General features: G+C 59.1%; 12 protein-coding genes. 2 read left to right on the plus strand and 10 right to left on the minus strand.

Annotated elements, in window-relative coordinates:
* Position 1: 1 nt before the first annotated feature.
* The 10 genes from CLV45_RS12640 to murI all read right to left on the minus strand — a co-directional run bounded on the left by CLV45_RS12640 (position 2) and on the right by murI (position 18941).
* A complete protein-coding gene (locus tag CLV45_RS12640) occupies positions 2-1198 on the minus strand; it encodes a T9SS type A sorting domain-containing protein (protein ID WP_157807456.1) in 1197 nt (398 codons plus the stop codon).
* A 305-nt stretch (positions 1199-1503) separates the two neighbouring features.
* A complete protein-coding gene (locus CLV45_RS12645) occupies positions 1504-6519 on the minus strand; it encodes a T9SS type A sorting domain-containing protein (protein ID WP_157807457.1) in 5016 nt (1671 codons plus the stop codon).
* An 834-nt stretch (positions 6520-7353) separates the two neighbouring features.
* Positions 7354-10500, minus strand: a complete 3147-nt coding sequence (locus tag CLV45_RS12650) for a T9SS type A sorting domain-containing protein (RefSeq protein ID WP_100336711.1) — start codon at positions 10498-10500, stop codon at positions 7354-7356.
* Between the two features lie 1869 nt (positions 10501-12369).
* Positions 12370-13548 carry a glutathionylspermidine synthase family protein gene (locus CLV45_RS12665; RefSeq protein WP_100336714.1) on the minus strand — a complete coding sequence of 393 codons (1179 nt, stop codon included), beginning with the start codon at positions 13546-13548 and terminating at the stop codon, positions 12370-12372.
* Positions 13549-13567: 19 nt separating this feature from the next.
* The gene (locus CLV45_RS12670) at positions 13568-14248 is read right to left on the minus strand and encodes a hypothetical protein (protein WP_100336715.1); all 681 of its coding nucleotides are present in this window, start codon (positions 14246-14248) and stop codon (positions 13568-13570) included.
* A 144-nt stretch (positions 14249-14392) separates the two neighbouring features.
* Positions 14393-15061: a deoxyribonuclease V gene (nfi, locus tag CLV45_RS12675; RefSeq protein ID WP_100336716.1), complete on the minus strand. Its 669-nt coding sequence runs from the start codon at positions 15059-15061 to the stop codon at positions 14393-14395.
* 15 nt (positions 15062-15076) lie between these two features.
* The gene (locus CLV45_RS12680; RefSeq protein WP_100336717.1) at positions 15077-15724 is read right to left on the minus strand and encodes a hypothetical protein; all 648 of its coding nucleotides are present in this window, start codon (positions 15722-15724) and stop codon (positions 15077-15079) included.
* Between the two features lie 3 nt (positions 15725-15727).
* The gene (locus CLV45_RS12685) at positions 15728-17068 is read right to left on the minus strand and encodes a DUF4280 domain-containing protein (protein ID WP_100336718.1); all 1341 of its coding nucleotides are present in this window, start codon (positions 17066-17068) and stop codon (positions 15728-15730) included.
* A gap of 1 nt (position 17069) precedes the next feature.
* Positions 17070-17918, minus strand: coding sequence for a hypothetical protein (locus tag CLV45_RS12690; protein WP_100336719.1), 849 nt, complete (start codon positions 17916-17918; stop codon positions 17070-17072).
* Positions 17919-18107: 189 nt separating this feature from the next.
* Positions 18108-18941 carry a glutamate racemase gene (murI, locus tag CLV45_RS12695; RefSeq protein ID WP_100336720.1) on the minus strand — a complete coding sequence of 278 codons (834 nt, stop codon included), beginning with the start codon at positions 18939-18941 and terminating at the stop codon, positions 18108-18110.
* A 120-nt stretch (positions 18942-19061) separates the two neighbouring features.
* Here murI and CLV45_RS12700 point away from each other — a divergent pair, with 120 nt between their 5' ends.
* On the plus strand, positions 19062-19295 hold the full coding sequence (locus CLV45_RS12700) for a hypothetical protein (RefSeq protein ID WP_100336721.1): 234 nt from the start codon (positions 19062-19064) through the stop codon (positions 19293-19295).
* Positions 19296-19395: 100 nt separating this feature from the next.
* Positions 19396-21315, plus strand: a complete 1920-nt coding sequence (locus CLV45_RS12705; RefSeq protein ID WP_100336722.1) for an ABC-F family ATP-binding cassette domain-containing protein — start codon at positions 19396-19398, stop codon at positions 21313-21315.
* Positions 21316-21350 lie beyond the last annotated feature (35 nt).

Here is a 21350-nt window from a genome sequence, read left to right on the forward strand (position 1 = left end):
CCTACTCGCGGGCGAAGCGCTGGGTAACCCGCTCCTTGCCGCTGCCGACTTCGAGGAAATAGCCCCCGGAGCGCAGGTTTTGCACGTTGATGGCCCCCTGAGCCGATACTTTGCCCTCCAGCAGCGTTTGGCCCAGGGTGTTAAATACCCGGTACGGCGTACCGACCATCGTGGCGGGCAGGTTGAGTTGGTCGTAGGTTGGGCTGGGGTAAGCCACGGCCAGTACTGCTCCCACCACCCGCACCGGCGAGTACGACGTCTGCCCATCTTGGTCTATCTGCTGCAGGCGGTAGTAGCTCACGCCCGAGAGGGGCTCAGGGTCTTTGCTGCTGTAGGAAGTAGCTTTGTCCGTGGTGCCCGCGCCTCGTACTGATTTGATGGTGCTGTACACCTGCCCGTCGGCGCTGCGCTGCACTTCGAACCGGTCGTTGTTTTTTTCGCTGGCCGTGACCCACTGCAGGAATACGGCCCCGGACTGGCGCGCGGCGCTGAACGAGGTCAGCTCCACGGGTAAGGGGCTGTTGCTGCCGATGACCACATCGTCGATGTACAGGGCCGTCTTACCGTTGGCAATCAGGCTAATCTGCACTTGGATTTGGGTGATGGTCGAGCCAAAGCTGATGCTAGCCGTAGAGTAGCCCCCGGTGCCCGTCAGGCTGGTACCTTGCCCGCTGCCGGTCAGGTCATTGGGCGACGTCACGGTGGCTAGCGTTGGGCTTGTTGTGTTGATCGTAGCGCCGGCCACTCCCGTTCCGGTGTAGTTGAATACCGACCCGTTGGCTTGTCCGTTAATCCGCAGGGTGGGCACAAAAGTCGTCGAGCCATTGTAAGCTATGCTTACCAAAACACCCGCCGAACCGTTGTCGATACCACCGTTGTTATTGGTTTGGTACGAAGCCAGCCGGAACCGGAAGAAGTTGGATGACGAACCCGTGGCAAATGTGGTGTTATTAAAAGTCAGGACCGAAGTAGTAGTACCGCCACCGGTGTTGTTGACCACGCCCCAGGCCTGGCTGCCCTCGCTATAGACGTTGCTCGTTTTGGGGGCGGCGTTGGTATTGGTGGTAGTAGCAGCCCCCAAAGTGCCCGTTGCCACCGAGCCGGGGTCAGTGGCGCCGACCGTATACAGCAGTTCGTTCTGGGCGCTGGTTGTCTCAAACCCCTGCTGTAAGCGGTAGGACTGGGCTTGACTCGCCAAAGCAGAAATTAGTAAGCCGGGAAGCAGAAAAAGAGTTGCGGTAGGTTTCATAGATGTGCGTGTAAGGTTTGCGAAGAGGTCGGTTCGGCTGGGCTGAGGCCATTAAGCAGCAAGGACACTGCCCGGATGCTGGCGAACTTCGAATAGTACTAATGAGCGTTAGTACCTGATTTATTCGGCAATGAGTCAGGTGCAATTCAAGCTTTCATTAGTGCCATACTGGCCGCAACTTACCACTAAATTAAAAACATAAAAAAAGGCCCCTTCGTAAAAGGGGCCTTTTTTCACCGAAACTGATCCTGCTGCTATTCAGCGCGGGTAATTTTATGCGTGGTTACCCGCCCGTTTTGCGCAATCTTGACGAAGTACACTCCTTGCGGAAGCTGGCTCATGTCTATCGACCCATCCGGAGCGCAGGCACCCGACCATACGGCGCGGCCCGTCAGGTCGGTGATAATGATCTGCATAGCCTGCGGATTCACCTCCGCCCCCCGGACTATGAGGCGGTGCTGCACCGGGTTGGGGAAGAGTTGCAGCTCTGCTACTCCGTCCACCGTTGCTACGGCCGAGTACGCGGCTTTGCCGTTTTGGTCGACCTGGCGCAACCGGTAGTAAGCCAGGGCAGTCGGCGCCTGCTTGTCCAGCACGGAATACAGTTGCTGATGGCTGCTCTGCCCCTGCCCGGCCACGACGGCGACGGTAGTAAATTCACGGCCGTTGAGGCTGCGCTGCACGTCGAAATGCGCACTGTTGGTTTCTGAAGCCGTAGCCCAGCGCACGACAACGCCGGTGCTTTGGCGCTGGGCTGAAAAACTGGTCAGCGAAACTGGCAAGGGGTTGTCAGCCGCGGAGGGGTCGGTGCTGGCCAGGGCAAAGTCGCTGAAGGAGGTAAAAGTACCCGACGTAAGGGTAGTGCTGGTGTTAGCACTGCGCCCGATGTTGTCCCAGCCATTACCACTGTTTTTGCCAATGACCAGGGAAGCCAGGCTCGGGTTGGTTACCTCATCGTCGGCGCCAAAGCTCAGGGTAACGGTACCACTAAAGCCAGTGGGGGCCACCGTGGGCACCAGGCTGAAGTAACGCACCCGCGACACCCGGGTCAGGTCACCGTTGAGGCGCCGGTCGGGGAAGGAAGCGTCGTTCTGGGTGGCCGTAAACGTAGTCTGCGCGTCCAGAGTAGCCACGCTCAGCGTTAGGGGCCGGAACTTGCCATTCGCCCCAATGGGGAAGACATAATCGGCCACGGCGGCCGTAGCGGGCGTGGGCTGAATTTCGCGCTGCATTGGCCCCTCCACGTAGCTGGCCGCGCTGGTCTGGGCGGGCAACAGTACGGCGTCGGCGGCTAGCTTGAGCATGGCCGAGGGCGAGGTGGTGAGCACCCCATTGAGCAGCTCCAGACCGCCACTGTTGGCATTGCTCAGGGCGTTTACTACGACGCCCGTAGCCAAGGTTACCCCGGCCGGGTTGTTGATCTGCAGAATAACGTTCAGGCCCAGGTAGGACGTGCCGGTATTGCTCTGCGTCAGAGGGGTGCCGCTGATGGTTTGGGGAGTGGTTCCGTTCAGGATCAGGCGGCGGGCCGTAGTAAGGGAAGCCGGCTCAAACTTAAAGCGGCCCGCATTAACCAGGTTGCCCCGCACGGTAATATCACTATTGAGCGAAGCGGTAAAGCTTGCGTTGGCCGCCACCGTCAGGTTGCCGCGCACAATGAACGGACTGCTGCCGTTGGTCAGGTAAGGAAAGAAGCCGGAAGCCGGCAGAGTGCTGGTGGCCGGATACGTCAGGGCCAGGCTACCGTAGGTACGGCCCGTAGTCGGGATGCTGTAGCTGCTCCCGGCTGGCACGTCGAACTGCACGAGGCCAGTTTCAGTACCGCTGACCGTCGACAAGTTGTCCAGCAACGCGCCAATTCCGCGGACGGTGCGGTGCACATAGGTTCCGCCGTTGTAGATGACGAAGTTCGGGCCGGCCGGAGTGATGTCCACCGAATTGCCCGAGCCGCCCGAGGCCGCGCCAGAGTTATTGATAAACACGCCGCCGCCGTAAATTACCAGGGCGTTGGTGGCTTTGGTAAAGCGCAGGTAGTCGACCACCGTATTGGTATTGGGCAGCAGTACCGTAATGCCGGCCCCACCGTTGGGGTTGATAACTAGGGAGCCCAGCGACAGAGTACCAGTAGTTACGGCGGGCAGAGTCATCGTGTAGGCCCCGCTCACAAAGGTGTGGTCAAGCAGCAGGTCTTCCCCGGCCGCCGGCACCTGGTCGGTGCTCCAGTTGAGCGGGTCGGCGAAGCTGGTTCCGTCCCCTCCCCCATCCCAGCGGGTCAGGACCACGCCCGACACAGTACCCGATACCAGTACCGGCGCCGAGAGCGTACCGTTGGAATTGGTCACCGTGCCGCTGTAGGAGCCGGCCGTAGTGCCAGTCAGGCGCACGTAAATAGTCTGGTTGAGGCTGCTACCAGCGGGCGTTAGGCTCAGCGTGTTGGCATCGGTTGTAATTCCGGTAAAGGCCGCCGTAGTCGACACCTGGAAGCCCGCTGGGGCCGTCACTGTCACCGGCGTGCCATCCAGGTTAGAGCCAGCCAAGGTATAGGTTTTGGCCGTTGATGGCGCGCCTTCGAAGGTGGTCAGCCCGCTGATAGACGTGGGGGCCGTGGCCGGCGAGGTAGTAGCCGTAAGCGTGGGAGTAGCCGCGGCCACCGTTACTTTCACGGCATTGCTCGTCACGGGACCACAGGCGGCGAAGCTGGAAACCACCGTCACGTAGTAGTCGCCAGCCGTGGCGAAGTTTGGAGTGTAGCTGCTGCCCGTGGCCCCGCTGATGGCCGTAACCGGGCCACCGGGGGCGGGGGCGAAATACCACTGCCGCGAAGTAGCCGTTGGGGTTTCATTGGCCGTCAGCGGCGTGCCGTTCACGCCCACTCCAATGGCCTGGTCGGCCGCGGGCGTCACGCTTACGGTGGGGTTGTTTACCACTGTTACCGCTACCGAAGTTTGTCCGGTTACGCTGGGGTTGGTGGCTACAACCCGCAGTTTGTAGCCGGCTCCGTTGGGCGTAGTAGCCGGCAGGGTGATGCTGATGGTTTGCTCGGTGGTAGCGCTGATGTTATCCAGGCGCCCCACCTCAGTGGGGGTGCTGCCGAAAACGCCGTTGGCGTCCGACAGTTGGGCTACGAAGCTGTTGGTGTTCCCGTAAGGCCCCGTGGGAGTAAACGTGGCGCTAAACGTAGTTCCGGCGCAAAAGGCCCTACCCACGAAAACTGGGGCCGAAATCGTGTTGGCGGCGCCCAGCGCCGTGCCGTACAGGTTAACGTTGTCGACGCCGAAAGTACCGGCGGCCGCGGTTGTCGAATAACCGTAGATGCGGAACACGACCGTGCCGGAAAAGGCGGTCAGACTGGTCAGGACCACCGTTTTAACCGTACCGTACGCGCTGCTCGAATTCTGCACGCCCCCGACTGTGGTACCGAAGTTATCCTGACTGGTACGCAGCTCCCACTTTTGGGGACCGGTGCCCGAAGCCCGGTCCTGCAAGGTCAGGCTGGTGGGTGTTACTTGGTAGCCGCTGGCCGCCGTCAGGCGAAATTCGTAGTAGCCCTTCGTCGTGTCCGACAACGTGGTGGTGATGGGGAAGCCCGACGAGCGGAAGTCCCCGGTGGAAGTGGCCGTCAGGCCGGTGCTGCGCTTGAAGGCGCTGCCACTCACGTTGGCCCCTACCGTCGACGGGTTTTCGGGGTTAGTAGCCGCGTCGAAGTTGTAGCCCAGCAACGGTGCTGCCGTGGTGGTGAATGATTCGTCGGCGCCGTAGCTGGTGCCTACGTTATTGGTGGCGTAGGCGGCTACGTAATAAGTAGTGCTAGCCGTAAGGCCCGTTAAGCTGCTGGTAAAGCTCCCCGTCGTGCCCGAGGCGGTTACGGAAGTCACGCCGCTGCCCCCCAGACGAGGACTAGGCGAGAGGCTGTAGACAACCCCACGGGCCGTAATAGTAGCCCCGCCCGACGCCGTCACGTTCCCGCCGCCCGTAGCCGAGTTAAAGGAAATGTTCGTTGCGGCAGCCGTCGTCACGGTTGGGGCAGTCGTTACGGTGAATGTGCCCGTGGCCGAATACGTGGCCGAGCCGCCGTTGGACAGGACCACCGGGCCGGTAATGGAGCCCGGCGCGACGGTAGCCGTTACGGCCGTCGGCGTGGCCGACACGCTGGTGGCCGCCACGCCTCCCACCGTCACCCCAGTAACGGTGCCCAGGTTGGTACCCGAAATCGTGATAACCGTGCCAACCGGACCGGCCAGGGGGGCAAACGTGGTGGGCGCGGGCGGGGGCGTAACCGGCGCGGCCGAAGTTTGCACCCCGGTGCTATACCCATCCCCGTTGGTGGTGAATGCCTTGAAGTAGTACGTCGTACCATTGGTTAGGCCAGTTACCGTAGCACTGGCGCCCGGGCCGGCGTACACCACAAATTGCCCGCCGCCCAGGTCGGTACCCGCGCCGTAGGTGGCGCTGGCCGTCAGGGTACCCGTGGGCGTAGCCGTGACGCTGGCCGTACTGGCGACAATTACCGTTTGGGTAACGCAAGAAGCTGGCGCGGTCCAGCTTAAGGGCACCTGGGCATCGCCCACCGTAGCCGTCAGGTTGGTTACCTCATTGGTTTGGTAGTTCACCACCGTCAGGTTGGCTCCGTTGTCGGAGCCCGTAGTGGCGGGGCTGCTGGCATCCACCCGGATCCGGTACGCCGCGCCTGAAGCTACTGAAGGGGGAATTACAGCATTAATGGTTCCCGAATTAGCATCACTAGCCAAGGTCCCAATGCTGGTCGTGCCGAGGTAGGCCGTGTAGGTGTTGCCGCTGAACGTACCCGTGGAAGTAAACGGCACCGAAACCACCGCGCCGGTGCTGCCTACGCAGTAGGTGGAGGCCGGAATAGCGGTAGTCGTAACTGAATTGCTGGCGCCCGCCGTTACGGTAAAGTCCACCGAATTTGAAGCCGGGCCCGTGCTGGTATTTTTCACCGTGACGGGGAAGGTGCCCGCCGTAGCCACGGCGCTGGCCGGTACGCTGGCCGTGAGTTGGGTAGCCGACACGAAGGTGGTCGTCAGAGCCGTACCATTGAAGTAGGCCGTGGCCCCACTCACGAAGTTGGTGCCAGTCAGAGTCAGCGTAAAGGCGCTGCTGCCCGCCGATTTTGTGCTCGGGTCAATACTGGAAATAGTGGGTGCTTCAACCACGTAGCTTACCGTCACATCGTCAATGGCCAATAGATGGTCATTACCACTGTCGTTCAGGTCAACCCACCGCAGCATTATCTCACTATCGTTCGGCAATGGGCTGGCTAATGTGATGGTTGCCGAAATGTTAGCCACTCTGTTGGCAGGCAGGTTTCCATCCAATACTGCTGAACTAGAGCCAATCACTGGGCTACTAAACGTTAGCGCCGATACAGAGGTAAACGTTCCGCCTGTCACAGCTGTAACCGTAGTACCAGTCTGGTAGTCGAAGGTTAAGCTTTGAATTCCCGCGTTTTCCCGTCGCCACTGCTCACCTGTGTAGGTGATGGTGAAAGAGGATATTGCAGCGCCAGTTGTATTTTTTAACCGCAGGCCTATATAGCCTTTACCAATACCTGAGCTCCCCGTAAAAGTATTGGTGGGTGTGTAGCCTAATGCCCGGTCGCTAAGCGGGTTAGTGCCCGCTACACCGAAAGCATACAGGCCGGCAGTGGAACTGGTACTACCGGTATTTGCTCCATATGTAGTAATGGCAGCTGTATTGTCTGTGCGGGCGTACCAGCCTAGTAAAGTGCTATTATCGGTCCAGGACCCAGAGGTGAGAGTATTAAATGACTGAACTTCATTCGGCCCGGTTAGGAGCACCTGCCCCTGCCCTAACAGCGGGCTGAGCAATATCAGCAATGAAAAAGCCGCCCTAAGCGCTAGCCTAACCCAGTTTTCGCGTTTAGGTTGAGTAGTGTTTTTAATCATGCAAAAGGCAGATAAAGAAGAAGATGGAAAGGAAGCAATCTAACCTTTAAAAGTAGATATTATACTATTGATAATTACTATAGTCCTTGTTAAGCAATAGTTAATACCGTCGTTGGGCAACAAAAAAAGGCCTCCCGAAACCGGGAGGCCTTTTTTTGTTTTGATAAAACCAGTTGCCTAGTTCTTGATCAGCTTGCGGCTCACTTTCGTTTCGCCTTCGCCTACTACAATGATGTAGGTGCCAGGCTTCAGGTCCTGCGTGCTCAGCTCACCCTGGCTGCTCAAGCGAGCCTGGCGAATCTGACGACCCGACAGGTCGGTGATGCGAACTAGCAGACCTTCCGTGGTACCGGAGGGCAGCGCTATGTTTACTACATCAGCGCCCTGCGTGGGGTTGGGATACACACTCACTTCCGTCAGCTTAGTCGTAACAGCCAGCGTCTTCGAGTAAGAAGCCGTGCCGTCCTCATCAATCTGCTTCAAGCGGTAGTACGATACGCCGGCCAGGGGCTTGGTATCGATGGCCTCGTATTTCGTGCGGGTAGTGGCTGTGCCAGCACCTTGCTTGAAGTCAATCGTTGTGAAGGTCTTGGCATCCGAGCTGCGCTGCACCTCAAAACCACGGTTGTTGGTTTCGCTGGCCGTAGCCCAGTTCAGCACTACGCTGTTATCACGCACCTTGGCCGTGAACGAGACCAGCTCCACGGGCAGTGGGTTCTGGGGCTCGTTGTTCGGCACGCGGTAGTTCTCTGCATTCAGTACGTTGTCGTTGTTGAACTCGAAAGCAAAGAAGTTGTAGGTCAAGTTGGGGTCCAGGCCGGTCACGGTAAAGTTGTCCGAAGCCGCGCTGAATACTACGTAGGTGTTCGAAGAAGCTTCGATGACAGTACCGCTACCGAACACGTAAGCACCGTTCACCGTCGTACCGGGGTTGAAGTTCTGCTTGTCGCGAGGGAACAGGCTAACGGGCAGCTTCGTGTAGGTGCTGCTGGCAATTACCAAGCGGTTCTGACCATAGCTAGTGCCAGCGGGCGGATTCGACAGGTTAAAGGTAATCGTGGCCGAGGTGCCGTTGCGCACGATCGTAGCCGTCGACTGCACCGTAGGCTCCGTGGCAATCGAGAAGCCCGAAGTCCGGCCAAAGCCGCTGGTCAGCGCGAAGGAGCTGCCGTTGAAGAAGCTGGCATTGGTGAAGAGCAATTCCTGGGCGGCGTTACCAACGCGGGTAGGCGCAAAGCGAACCAGCAGGTTACGAGTGAAGTTACCTTCACCATCCGGGGTGATAGAAGCGCTTTTGACGTAGGTAACACCATTGTCGAGCGAGAACTCAAACTGGGGAATACCAGTGGGGTTACGCGGGTTGCTTTCATTCGGGAACTGTACCGTTACATCACCCGCCAGCAGGAAGCCGTCGAGACGAACAGTCGTCGAAGCCGACGTGGTGCCTTTCACGATGTTGTCGGGGAAGGTGCCGATAGCACGGTCCAAACGGATGGTAGGCTCGCTGATACCGGTTACCGATACGTCGAAGTTAGGCGCCGGAGCACTGGAGTTGCGAATGTCGGCCGTTACCGTAATTGCGTTTACACCCGGTACGAAGCGTACGTAAATAGGACGCTGGGTTACGTTACCCTGGTTATCGGGCGTAAAGGACAGCTGGGACACGAAATTGATGTTGTCCGCCGAAACCTGGAAGTAGCTAGCATTGGGACCAATGGGCTGCACGATCAGCGGATCAATCAGGTTGGTACCGGCCAGCAAGTATGACTGCGAAACCGACTGCGTAGTAGGACGGGTTACGAAGGTAAATTCGTTACCATTGGGGTTCGAAACCGAGATATCCGAAATAGCACCGCTGGTGTTGACAGCCGTAATAGATACCAGTTTCGGTTCGGCACCGGTGCTGGTCACGTCGATACGCTCGTTGAAATTACCGGCGGCCACGAGGGCTACCAGGCGCACTTCAATGATTTGCGACGAAACCGTACCGCTAACCGGGTTGATGGTCAGCGGGCTTTTCGTAAAGCTGCCACCGGCCGAGGCGTTGCGGATTTCGATGTTGGGGCTGCTGGGCGACAAAACAATACCGGCCGTCAGATCAGTACCGCTAACCTCGAAGCTGCGGGTGCTGGTGCCACCGCTGCTGGTTACCGTACCAAAGTTCAGAGCCCCGGGGTTTACGGTTACGACCGGGATACCCGAGCTCGGCGTACCTTCACCCGTTACGCGCACCAGCTGCGTGGTGGCGTTGGTTGAAGTTACCGTAATGTCATTGGCATACTGCTGCACGACCGTCGGGCTGAACACCACGTCAATTGCCGTCGTGGCCAGCGTGCCGTTGGTTGGGGTCAGCGTCAGAGCGCTGGTCGAGAAGAAGTTCGTGCCGGTCCGGATACGGAAGCCGCTGGGGGGCGTGATGGTCACAGGGCCCTGCAGGTCAGCACCGCTTACGTTGAAGGTGCGGATAATTGAGCTCGAAGAACCAACGGTTACCTGACCAAAATCAGCTAAGGTGCTGGGAGTTGCCGTCAGAACGGGCGTGGGCAGCACGCCCGTACCCGAAACACCTACATTTACCGTGTTGGCACCGGGGCTAGATACCACAACATTGTCCACGTAGCTTTGGGCAGCCGTGGGCAGGAAACGAATATTAACCGTGGTGGAGCTAACGGCGCCGCTAACTGGCGTCAGCGTTACGGAAGAAGCATAAGCACCGCTGCCAACGCTTACCTGGAAACCTGCCGGAGCCGTTACAGTGATAGGGCCGGTCAACGAAGTGCCCGATACAACCGTCGTCTGCGGAGCCGAAGGTGAGTTTACCACCTGATTGCCAAAGCTACGCGAGGTAGGATCAGCCGTCACAGTTGGCGTACCAGCGGCACGGGTACCCGTCAGGTTGAAAGTAATTGTGCTGGCTTCATCTGAGGTGAAGCTCAGCGTCCGGTTGATGGTTGTACCAGGGGTACCGGAAGTAGGACGGAAACGAGCATATACTACCGTGTTGATATTTCCGCTGGCGTCCGGAGCCAAGTCGAAAGCACTACCGCTGAAGGTGATATTGTCGCGGCTGATTTCGTAGCCGGTACCGCTTAGCGCTACGGTAACGGGCATAGTCAGGCTAGCCCCCGTTACGGTGTACGACTTAGCGGCCGAAAAGGAGCCCACTGCTACCGAACCAAAGTTCTGGGGGTTAGCAGGGTCAGCAGGAACTACGCTAAAGGACTGTGCATGCCCTACAAATGGCAATGCCAGCAGGAGCAGCAGCAAAAACCGCCAGTGCGGCTTTTGTACCCACTGCCGGGCACTCTTGTAAGTGTTTTTCATAGTATGTTCAGGTAAGGGTTACGAAAGAAGAAAAAGGAAAGATGAACAGGTTAGACCCATGGTCGAAACTCAACGTCATTACGCGTAAAACCAGTGAATAGATTACTAAATTTCACAGGTTAGATGGTATTTTTTCGTGATAAAAAAGGACCGGTTACTTTATTCAAGACGTACTCTGCGACCATATTTCGTGCCAAAGGCATGGTTCTTCGAACTCGTGTGCAATAACTGGCAATTTTAGATTGAGTATTCAAATTTAACTTTATAGTTAAATTATAGTATTCCGGCAAATATGTATTTAACATGATATTTTCTTTTATCGCGCAAAGTTGCATCATTTTTCGTACATGCTAGTCATTTACCGGTGGGCAAAATTATACCTTTCGTTCGGGAGGTGTTAGATAGAATATTGCTTTGGAGAACTGCCGTTGAGTTTTCGGCCATCTTATACCCAGCCGGTGATTCGTTAAGCTGGGTTGATACAAGGAACTATGGCAAGTAGTTCAGCTTCACAACGAATTTGGACGGGCTAAATCCCTCACAAATTGCTTGTCAACTTCTAATCAATCTTTTATAAGCCCTATGAAATTATTAAAATAATATACCTCACCCATTTCTCTGACAAAATGCAGGTACAGTAGTGGGCATATTTTCTGAAGAAAACGAGCTGCAGAACTATTTCCAGCCGGGATGCTGGGCATTCTGGAAAAGCCGGGTGCGGTTGCGCCCATCCACGTTCATTACCCGCCGCGTTAGTGGTTTTGTCCTGCATGATGGCGGCCTCACTGCCCCAGCCTGTTCCTTGCAGGAGCTAGTCGATGCTGCCCTGGTTCAGGCTCCCGGCCTACTGCAATACCGCCCGGTTGGTCTGAGAACCGACTTCGAAAACTGACTGCCCCTGCGGCCCGGCTTGCGGCCCCAGCAACTGCCCTGGTTGATATCGTCTATCCTCCGGGTCGTGGTCGGCCTGGGGGCCTAGCCCGGTAGCTGGTCAGCCCGGCCAGCAGGGAGGCGCAGACCAACCCGACTTCTACCGCGAGTTGCCCGCTGCCGCTCTGCATCGGCAGCATACACTGGGTGGCTATTTCAAAGGCGTAGCTGGCCGGTTCTTAAATTACCTTGGGCTTGGGCTGTAGCGGCAGCTCCTCACTATTATATATCTACTTGCACCAAGGTTAAGGTACTCATACCGCAGGCCGGCTTTCTGCGAATCACAGCGGTAAAGCTGCCGGCCCCGGCGGGCGCCGTCCGAATGTTGTGGAAAGCACCACAAAATCGTGCCCCACTTCGGTAATGGTTTGGTCTGCAACCAGGCCCTTAAACTCGGCACGGCGGAAGCGGCGCTGCTTGGCAGTGGCCTGGAGCAGTTGCTGCAGGGCTCCTTCCAGCTTTTTGGCCGGGACAGGCGCAGTTGCCACTTCCCTGGTATTCTTAGGCGCAACCGAAGCAGGAAGCGGGTGGCCTTACCCGGTCGCTAAAGTCGGCAAAACCAGCAACTATCAGCCCAGCCCCATCATCCAGGGGCGCCACCAGAGGGCCATAAGCATTACCGGAGCCACGGCCGGGACGGTAGAAACAGTATTCTTTGGGGTAGAGACACGGGTAGCCATAGCTCAGGAGCTTTTACTGAAAAACGAGACAAGAACAATAAGTACGAGTAGCTACTGGAATTCCAGCCCGCCATTTTACGGGATAAACTTAATTATTTAAAAGAATAATACAAGCTCTTCTGCAAAGTTTTTATTCAATAATTTAATGAAACAGTCATAAAACGTGGCCATTATGCAAACGTCTTTAACCTCACGTCGTCAGCCGGCACGAAACCCGGGTGGAAAACGGAGCCGTCATGACTAGACAGTTCAGGATGGGCTATTGCAGTACGTGCGGCACAAACTCGGACAGATTGGTTATAACCCCGGCTTCGCGCCGAAAGCCGATGGCGCAGGCCTCTCCAGCCCAGAACACACCGGCCTGATACAGTCGGCCCTGGGCGTCCGGGGGCAACTGCGCCCAACGCTGCCGCACCTGGGGCTGCTGGCCAAACTCCCCGGGCTGTTCCTGCTGCAGCTCACGCCCCTCGATTTCGGTCACGTTTTGGCCCTCCCGACCCAGCAGGGGCTTGCGCACATAGTGCCCCGTGAGGTCTTCAAAGGCAGCTTCGAGCAAGAGCGGATGCTGCGGATACGCCTGCCAGAGCCAGGCCAGCAGCCCTTTGCTCTGAAACAGCAGCGCGTAGGCCGGATTGGCAATTATTACGTCCCGGCTCAGGAGCAACTGAGTCAGGTCGGCGGTTAGCGCCGGCTCCTCGTCGGCCAGAATTTCCCAGGGTACCAGCTTAAACACGAAGCCAAACCGGACCCATTCGCCGGAGTCCACCTCGGCCCACACCCCGCGCTCCTCGCCCACTACCGACACCTGCATGGCATCGACGGGGCAGACGTGCACTTGGCGGAAGCCCGCAGCCCGGGCGGCTTCGGCCACCACGGTGCAGTTGGCTTCGTCCTCGGCGCTGTCGGGCAAGTGCACCAGCAGCAAGGCCGCGGCCAGGTCCGAGTTCAAACTCAGCCAGTGTTTGAGCTGCGCTTCCAGGCCCTCAAACAAGCCGTTGGCCTGCCGGTCTTCGTCGTCTTGGCCAGCGGCAACGAGGCTGGCCCACTGCACTACGGCCGTTTCGGGAATACTCGTGGCCGTATCGGCGTTGAACTCAATGAGCTTGGGGCCTTGGGGCGTGCTAGCCAGATCGAAGCGGCCGTAGAGATGCCAGTGCCGGTCGTCGTTCCAGGAGTGGCGCACGGCGGTCCACAGGTTGGGCGGAATGGCCAATAGCTGCAGTAGCTGGTCGGGCACAGGGTCGGGAATAGACTGCACCATCAGCTCGTAGAGTGTATCGGCGGCGCTGAGCAGGGCATCCGCTTCAGCTTCGGGCAGGCGCACGGCTTCCCGGGCCACGTAGTTTTCGCAGGCTTCTTCCACGGCCCACTCCCAGCCCAGGGCGCGCACGGCGGGCCCCACATTGCCGGCCAGGGGCAACAGTTGTATCGTCGTCATAACAGCTAGGCGTTAGAAATTAACCGCCAAATCCGCCCCGGAAGCCGCCCCGGCTACCAAACCCGCTGCTGCGCCCAAAGCGCGGCCCACTGCTGCTGCGCACTGCCGAGCGGTACACCGAGGTGCTGGGCCGGATACCTGAGGCGCTGCGGCCGGCCGAGCTGCTGCTGAAGCCCCGCCCGAAAAAGCCCCGGCCCCGGTTGCGCTCCTCATCCACGCGCTGCCGCCAGCCCCGGTTGCCCTGAATCAGGCCGGGATTGGCGTAGTAGCCGGGGTTGGGCGTCAGGAAGCGGCCAGCCATGTAGCCGATGCCGCTCCACATAAGCACGTCCATCATACTGGTGCCGCCCACCCGGTTTTCGGGATACTGCCGGCTGTAGTCCTGCATCTGCCGCTGCAAGGCCGCGCCCTGCAGGGTATCCACTTTGCCGTCGTAGTGGCGCATGATGGCCGCTACTTCTTCCTTGCCAGCGGGCCGCTCGGCGGTAATCTTCCACTGCCCGGGCGAGGTTTCGGTCATTTCGGTAATGACGCCCTCGGAGTAGCTGCCCTCGTTGCCACTGCCCCACTCCTGCTGGTCTTCGTTGCGGTTGGAATCGGAGGAACAGGCGGGCAGCACGCCCAGACCCAGGCTGGTAGCGGCGGCGGCCAACAATACGTTGCGGCGCCAGTCGCCGAGGCGGTAATAGTTCTTTTTCATAGCGGTGGGCAGTTTGGGAGCGTTACGGCATTCGGCCGGTAATGGCCGCCACAGCCGGCAAAATAAAAGTCCGGCGCCAGACTTGGGGGTTGCACTACTGCAGCACCGGACCCACTGATTTCGACCCAGAGCTTATGCCCGGCACTACTGCTGCTGTAGCGCTGCCAGCAATGCCTGCCGGGCGTGGGCATCGGCCTGCCGGGTAGTTTCGGGCAGACGCACCGCTTCGCTCATGGCCAGCACCAGCGCCGTGGCTGAGGCCAGGCTGATTCGGTGCCCCACGGAAACAAATACCGGGTTGATACCGGTTTGGGTGCGCACTACCAAGCCCAGTACTTCGTCCGTGGCTTCATCAGTAAGCGGAGCCGTGGCGCCCCGCTCCGGCGCCAGATCCGGGTACTGACCCAGCAGCCGGGTTTTGCCGCAGCCGATGGTGGGCAGGTCCAACTCTACGCCGAGGTGGCAGGCCAGACCAAATCGGCGCGGGTGAGCCAAGCCGTGCCCGTCGCAGATGAGCACGTCGGGCCGGTGCTGCAGCTGGCGGAAGGCGGCCAGCAGTGGCGGCATCTCCCGAAACGAAAACAGACCCGGAATGTAGGGAAACGGGGCCTTCATTACGTGGGTAGCTACTTCGAGCACCGTTTTGGTGTCGGCGTCGAGCAGCACGATGGCGCCGGCAATCAGGTCACTGTGCTTGTCGTACTCAACGTCGGCACCGGCCACAATGCGGATAGGACCGACAAAAGCATCTTCCGGCACTACCCGCTGGCGGAGTTGCTGCTGCAAGGCTACGGCCTGCGGTTCAGTTAGCATAAGGTCATGGGCTATTTAGCTGTATTCGCGCATTTCCTCCAGGTTATACCGAATACGGTCATCCTTGCCCACCAGCTGCTCGAATTGGGCTACCTGGGCCAGGGCATAGGTTTTGTCGTACTTAGCCAAAACCGGCAGCAACTGGCTGGCTTGATAGTAACGGTTGTGCTCCAGGGCTAGCTGCAGGGCTTTTTTTATGGCGGGTAGCAAGGCCGATACCTCGCTGCGAAGCAATGTAGCCTTGAGCTTACTTTCGAAGTAACACTCCCCGTACAGTTCTAGAATCCGTCCCAACAAGAGCAGTATCTCGCCCGGGTCATAGTCTGACAGCACGGCGATTCCCAAGGCTTCGGCAATGACATCGTAGACATTGTCTTCGCCCCAGAGCCGGTGGGGCTCTAGTTCCACCAGCTTATCGATGCGGGTATCAACTAGCTGCCCCAAATACTTGACACCTGCTTCGACGCCCCAGGCGGCCAAAACCAGTCCGCACTGGTAGGCCAGATACACATCTTCGCTGGCAAGCAGCGCCGTCAGCGCCGGGATGCGCTCGGCCGGTACCGGGTCCAGGAGCTGCACTTCGTCGAGTCCTATCACCTCCCCTGCTTCATCAGTGTAGAGCGCCTGGAAGACGTGGGGCGGATATTCCGTTGGCTTAGCCATGTATTAGGGCTTCTTCTTAGTTACTTTCACGTACTTGGCGGGCACTGTGCCTTTCACCAATACTTCCTTGTCGCGCGTAGCATTAGCAACGTCGCCTTCCGCCCGTTCGAGACTCAATTTGTTCTTCGCGGTGGGGTTCTGGTCGTACTTAGCCTGGGCCTCCGCCCGTTTGACGTCCAGCTGCCGCACGACCTCATCGTTCTTGATGACTTCCACGTCTTTGACTTTGCCACTCTGAATGTCGCGCTCCAAATCCTTGGCGTTTATTCGTATCTCGTGGTCCCCGTAGGCTTTGCCGGTGTTGCGCTCAGCGGAGGTCGACGTGTAGGGGCTGTCACTTTTGCGCGGCTCCGACCCGCGGACGTGGTCCTGAATCGTGGCTTTGCCATTAGGGTTGGCCGGGGTCAGATTCCCTTCGGTGTCCACGTGGGATTTGACGCGGTCAGCCGTTTTGCCCTGGCTGGAGTAGGGGAAGTTATCTTCGCGGTATAAGTACTTGCCCGGCACGGGTCTGGTCGCGACGCTAATGCCCTTGGCGGTGAGGCCCCCGGCCAGCATGCCGGCCCCGGCACCCACCAGCACCAAGCCGTTTTCGCGGCTGGGATTGTGATAATACGCTTTGCCCAAAAAGCCCAGGCTGGCTACACTGGCTCCGGCGGCCCCCAGGGCCAGCGCTCCGGCCACCACGCCCGCCCCACTGGCTACGGCAATACCGCCCAGGGCCCCGAAAGCGGCTCCCTGAAAAAAGCCGCTGACGGCTCCTTCCGCCCCCCCGCTGATGCCCCCGGCTACGGCCCCCCCAACACCGCCCACCGCCGCGCCGGTAGCCGCCGCTGCGCCCAGCACTGCCAGGGCCGCGCCGCCCGTGCCCACAATAATGGCCGCCGTGCCCACAACGGCGGCGGCTACCAGCAGGCCCTTTCCGACATTGCCCCAGAAATGGGCATCCTCCTTGGCTTCCTGCTCGGCAGCGGCATTGTCGGCGGCTTGCTGCTGGGCGGCCCCGGCAGCCAGGGCGGCCTGCTGACTAAAGAAGATTTTGATACTGCCCCCCACCGTACAGCGGCAGGTAGAGGTATCGAGCAGCGGCTTTTGCCCCAGCACGCTGACGTTGTCCATCACATTCTCCCACATCACCGTGAGGGGGGCGCAGGGAGTGCGCGTCATCAGGCAAACCCCAAAGCTGGGAATGTTGACCAAGGGCACCGCATCCAGCTGGGCGGCCCAGTCTTTGCCGTAAAGCTTCACGTTTTTGGGCAGTATGGTCAATGAGCCCGGGGCCGGCCCTTTGTCGCAGAGCAGCCACACGCCGCTGGTGATGTACTTATCGCCGTTGTTTGCCATTCTACGCGAGTTTCAGCTCATGCTGAATATGTTGGTGGTAGAAGTTCTCGATTGTGAAGGTCAGCTCCTGCCGGGCGGCCGTCAGCCAGCCATTCTCGTCCAGGGTGTATTCTTCCTTGCAGTTCAACGAATGCGTTACCCGGAAGTTGAGCATGTCCATGGCCTGCTTCACCAGGCCCTGCAGGCCGGGCTCATCGAAGCGGGCCGCATCCAGCTCCCCGGTTACGCGCAATTGATACTCACTGGGTACTGAATTGCTCGTTACAACTTCTGTATGCAGCCGCAACGGCAGGTCGATACTGCCAAAAAAGCCTACCATCAGCCGCTCACTATAGCCCGCCCGGACGGCCTCCGCCGGGCCAACCGGACTAAACAGCCCCGGAAACAGGATGCCGTAGCCCCCTTTGTTGCGAAAACTATCCAGGAGCGTAGGCGAGGCTAATTGCTGCTCGAACCCCTGAATAAATGCCTCGCCTTCTGGCGTACTGCCATAGGTATGCATGATCTGGGGCTTGAGGCCCAGCCACTGCTCCCGCACCTGCTCCAGGTTGCGGATGGCCAGCAGGTCGCCATACGTGCCGACCTCGAAGAGCAATTGATTGTTTACCGGGTTCAGGTCGGCCAGTAATACGGCCAGGGGCGACTGGTCCGTTTGTGCAAAGCCGAGCTGCTCAACCAGCAGGGCCGTACTACCGGCCGGGCTTCGGCCATAATAGGTTTGGCGCAGCGTCGTCGTAATAGAATTGCTGACGGTTTGGGCGCGGACGCGGGTGCTGGTGTCGCTTTGGACCTGAAACGTGCGCGACGTCTGCAAGGGCGGCAGGGCTACCGGGGCAGGAAATGGCTGCATAGACTCTGAATAAGATAAACACTAGCTGGAAGCCGTAAACTTAGCGTTTTCTCTTAACCATGCGCCTCACCCGGCCAGGCCGGGAGCTTAAAGCCCCGGTGGACAGAAGCTTCGGTAGTGCCCCCCATTCTAAACGCATTACCACGCAGCTTCTAGCGGCCCGGCAGCGCCCTTAGGCCGGTGCAAACCTTATTCCCACAGCGGGTAATGCTCCAGGTGCACTTCCTGCCCGAAAAAGATACGGGTGCTTTCCTCGAACGAGCGGGTGAAGTCGGAGACGTAGAACTGGTGGCGGGGCGGGGTTTTCTGGGCCTTGGCCGCCAAGCCGTTTTCTTCCAGGTACTGCTTCACGTGGCTGGCCACCACGTCGGAAGCGTCGAGCACGGCCACATCACCCTTATAATAGGCCTTGATCTGGTCCTGAATCAGCGGGTAGTGCGTGCAGGCCAGCACTAGGGCTTCAATATCGTCGAGCACGGGCTGGGCCAGGTAGGAGCTGATGATATTTTCGCTGATGGTGTTGTTGAAGAAGCCTTCCTCCACCATCGGGGCCAGCAGTGGGGTGGCCAAGGAGCGTAGCTCCACGCCCGCGTCGAGGTCGTCAATCTTCTTTTTGTAGACGTTGGAGTTGACCGTTTGCTTGGTGCCAATCAACCCCACGGTGCGCTCGGCGTAGGTGGCGCCCACGTGGGCCACGATGGGGTCAATAACGTTGAGCACCCGGGCCTTGGAGCCCACGTACTCGCGCACCAGCTCGTAGGCCGCGGCCGAGGCCGAGTTGCAGGCAATCAGAATGACTTTGCAGTGCTGCTTGAGCAGTAAGTCACAGATTTTGATGCTGTAAGCCTGAATGGCGGCCGTCGATTTGTCGCCGTAGGGCAGGTGGGCCGTGTCGCCGAAATACACGAGCTGCTCGTGGGGCAAGACCCGATTGACGGCCCGGGCCACGGTCAGGCCGCCAATGCCGCTGTCGAACACGCCGATGGGGCGGCTGCTGAGGTCGGAAGAAGAAGAAGGTGCCATACGGGGCGAAGGTAAGGCCTTTTCGGCTGGTGGGGCCGCCGGGAAATAAATGCGGCGCAGTACAAATTATTAGGGCAAAATTCTATCTTACGTCAATTCCGTACGCCCATAGTCCTACCCATGAGTAAAATACTGGAAGAAATTGACCGCGCCCTGGGTGCCTTCGATTCCAGCCACGGCCGCCCGATTGCCATTGAGCTCGGGGAGCGAAAATACACCCAGCTGGTGCTCGATGTGGCCGACCGCCACAGCGCCGGCGGCGAGCTGACGACCAATACCGGCCGCCCCCTGGCCTACCGGGGCCTGGAAATTCTGCGCGACGAGCGGAACGTGGACCGGGTGCGGGTTATCTGAATCGTAGCCCCGGCCAGTTCTGTCCTATAGTAATAGCCTTCTACTCGGTTATTTGGCCGCCGCCTCTGGCATCCCGCGTTCGGCGCCGTACCTTTGCGGCATGAATCTGCTTTCCGGAGAAAACCTCTCAAAAAATTACGCGGACCGCTGGCTCTTTCGCGAGCTGGGCTTTGGTCTGAATCAAGGGCAGCGCGTGGCGCTGGTCGGTATCAACGGTACCGGCAAAACCACTCTGTTGCGCATTCTGGCCGGCCTCGAGCAGCCCGACACTGGCTCGGTGAGCGTGCGTAAGGGCATCCGGGTGGCTTTCCTGGGCCAGCAGCCGGTCTTCAACGAGAACCTGACGGTCGAAGAAACCATCTTCGCCTCCCAGAACGACACGCTGGCCGCCATCCGCGACTACGAGCACGTGGTGAACGACCCCAACCACAAGCCCGACGATTTGCAGCGGGTAATGGAGCTCATGGATTCGCTCAACGCCTGGGACTACGAAGCTCAGGTAAAGCAGATTCTGGGCCGCCTGGGTATTCTGGGCGAGCTGCTGGAGCGCAAGGTGAGCATGCTTTCGGGCGGGCAGCGCAAGCGCGTGGCCCTGGCCCGGGTTCTGATTGAGGAGCCCGAAGTGCTGATTCTCGACGAGCCCACCAACCATCTGGACCTCGACACCATCGAGTGGCTGGAAGGCCGCCTGGCCTCCCCTTCCCTGACGCTGCTGATGGTGACCCACGACCGGTACTTCCTGGACAAGGTTGCCAACGAAATTGTGGAAATGGACCAGGGCCGGGTGTTCCGCTACCAGGGCAACTACTCCTACTTCGTGGAGAAAAAGGCCGAGCGGGAGCAGATTGAAGTGGCCGAAGTCGAAAAAGCCCGCAACCTGCTGCGCAAGGAGCTCGACTGGATGCGCCGCCAGCCCCAGGCCCGCGGCACCAAGCAGAAAGCCCGCATCGACGCCTTCTACGAAACCCAGGAAAAGGCCAAGACTAAAATCAGCGGCCCCCAGATGGAGCTGAGCGTGAAAACTACCCGCCAGGGTGGCAAAATCATCGAAGTGGAGCACCTGCACAAGCAGTTCGGCGACCATGTCGTGCTCGACGACTTCAGCTACGTCTTCAAGAAAAAGGACCGGATCGGTTTGATTGGGCCCAACGGCGCGGGCAAATCCACGCTGCTCAACATGCTGACCGGCAAGCTCCAGCCCGACTCCGGCACCGTGGATGCGGGCCAGACGACGGTATTCGGCTACTACACCCAAACCGAGCTGGAGTTCGACGAAACCCAGCGCGTGATTGACATCGTGAAGGAAGTTGCCGAAGTGGTGGAAATGGCCAACGGCGAAGTCGTGACGGCCTCGCAGTTTTTGCAGCACTTCCAGTTTCCGCCGGCCCAGCAGTACACCATGGTCAGCAAGCTCAGCGGGGGCGAAAAGCGCCGCCTGCAGCTGCTGCGCGTGCTCATCAAGAACCCTAACTTCCTGATTCTGGACGAGCCGACCAACGATCTGGACATCATCACGCTCAACATTCTGGAGGACTTCCTGCTGAATTTTGCCGGCTGCATCCTCATCGTCTCGCACGACCGGTACTTCATGGATGCCCTGGTGGAGCACGTGTTTGTCCTGGAGCCCGGCGGGCACATTCGCCAGTTCCCCGGCAACTACACCGACTACCGCGAGTGGCAGAAGGAGCACCAGGCCGAGGAATACGCCCGCGAGAAAGCCCAGAGCGCCAAGGCCGCCGCGGGTATCGCCCCTTCCGCTACCCCGGTAGCGCCTCCGGCAGCAGCTTCCACTGCCGCGGCGCCCAAGCGCAAGGCGACTTTCGCCGAGAAGAGGGAGTACGAAACCCTGGAAAAGGAAATTGAGCAGCTCGAAGTCCGCAAGCAGGAGCTGATTGAGAAGCTCAACGCCGGCACCGGTTCCCACAAGGAACTAGCCGACTGGGCCGCTGAGCTCAAGCAGGCCGACAAAGACCTCGACAGCAAGGGGGAACGGTGGCTGGAGCTGGCCGACTTCGTGTAGCCCTGCGTTGAACCCCAACCAAAAGCCCCGCCAGA

This window comes from Hymenobacter chitinivorans DSM 11115 (assembly GCF_002797555.1).
Lineage (GTDB): Bacteria > Bacteroidota > Bacteroidia > Cytophagales > Hymenobacteraceae > Hymenobacter > Hymenobacter chitinivorans.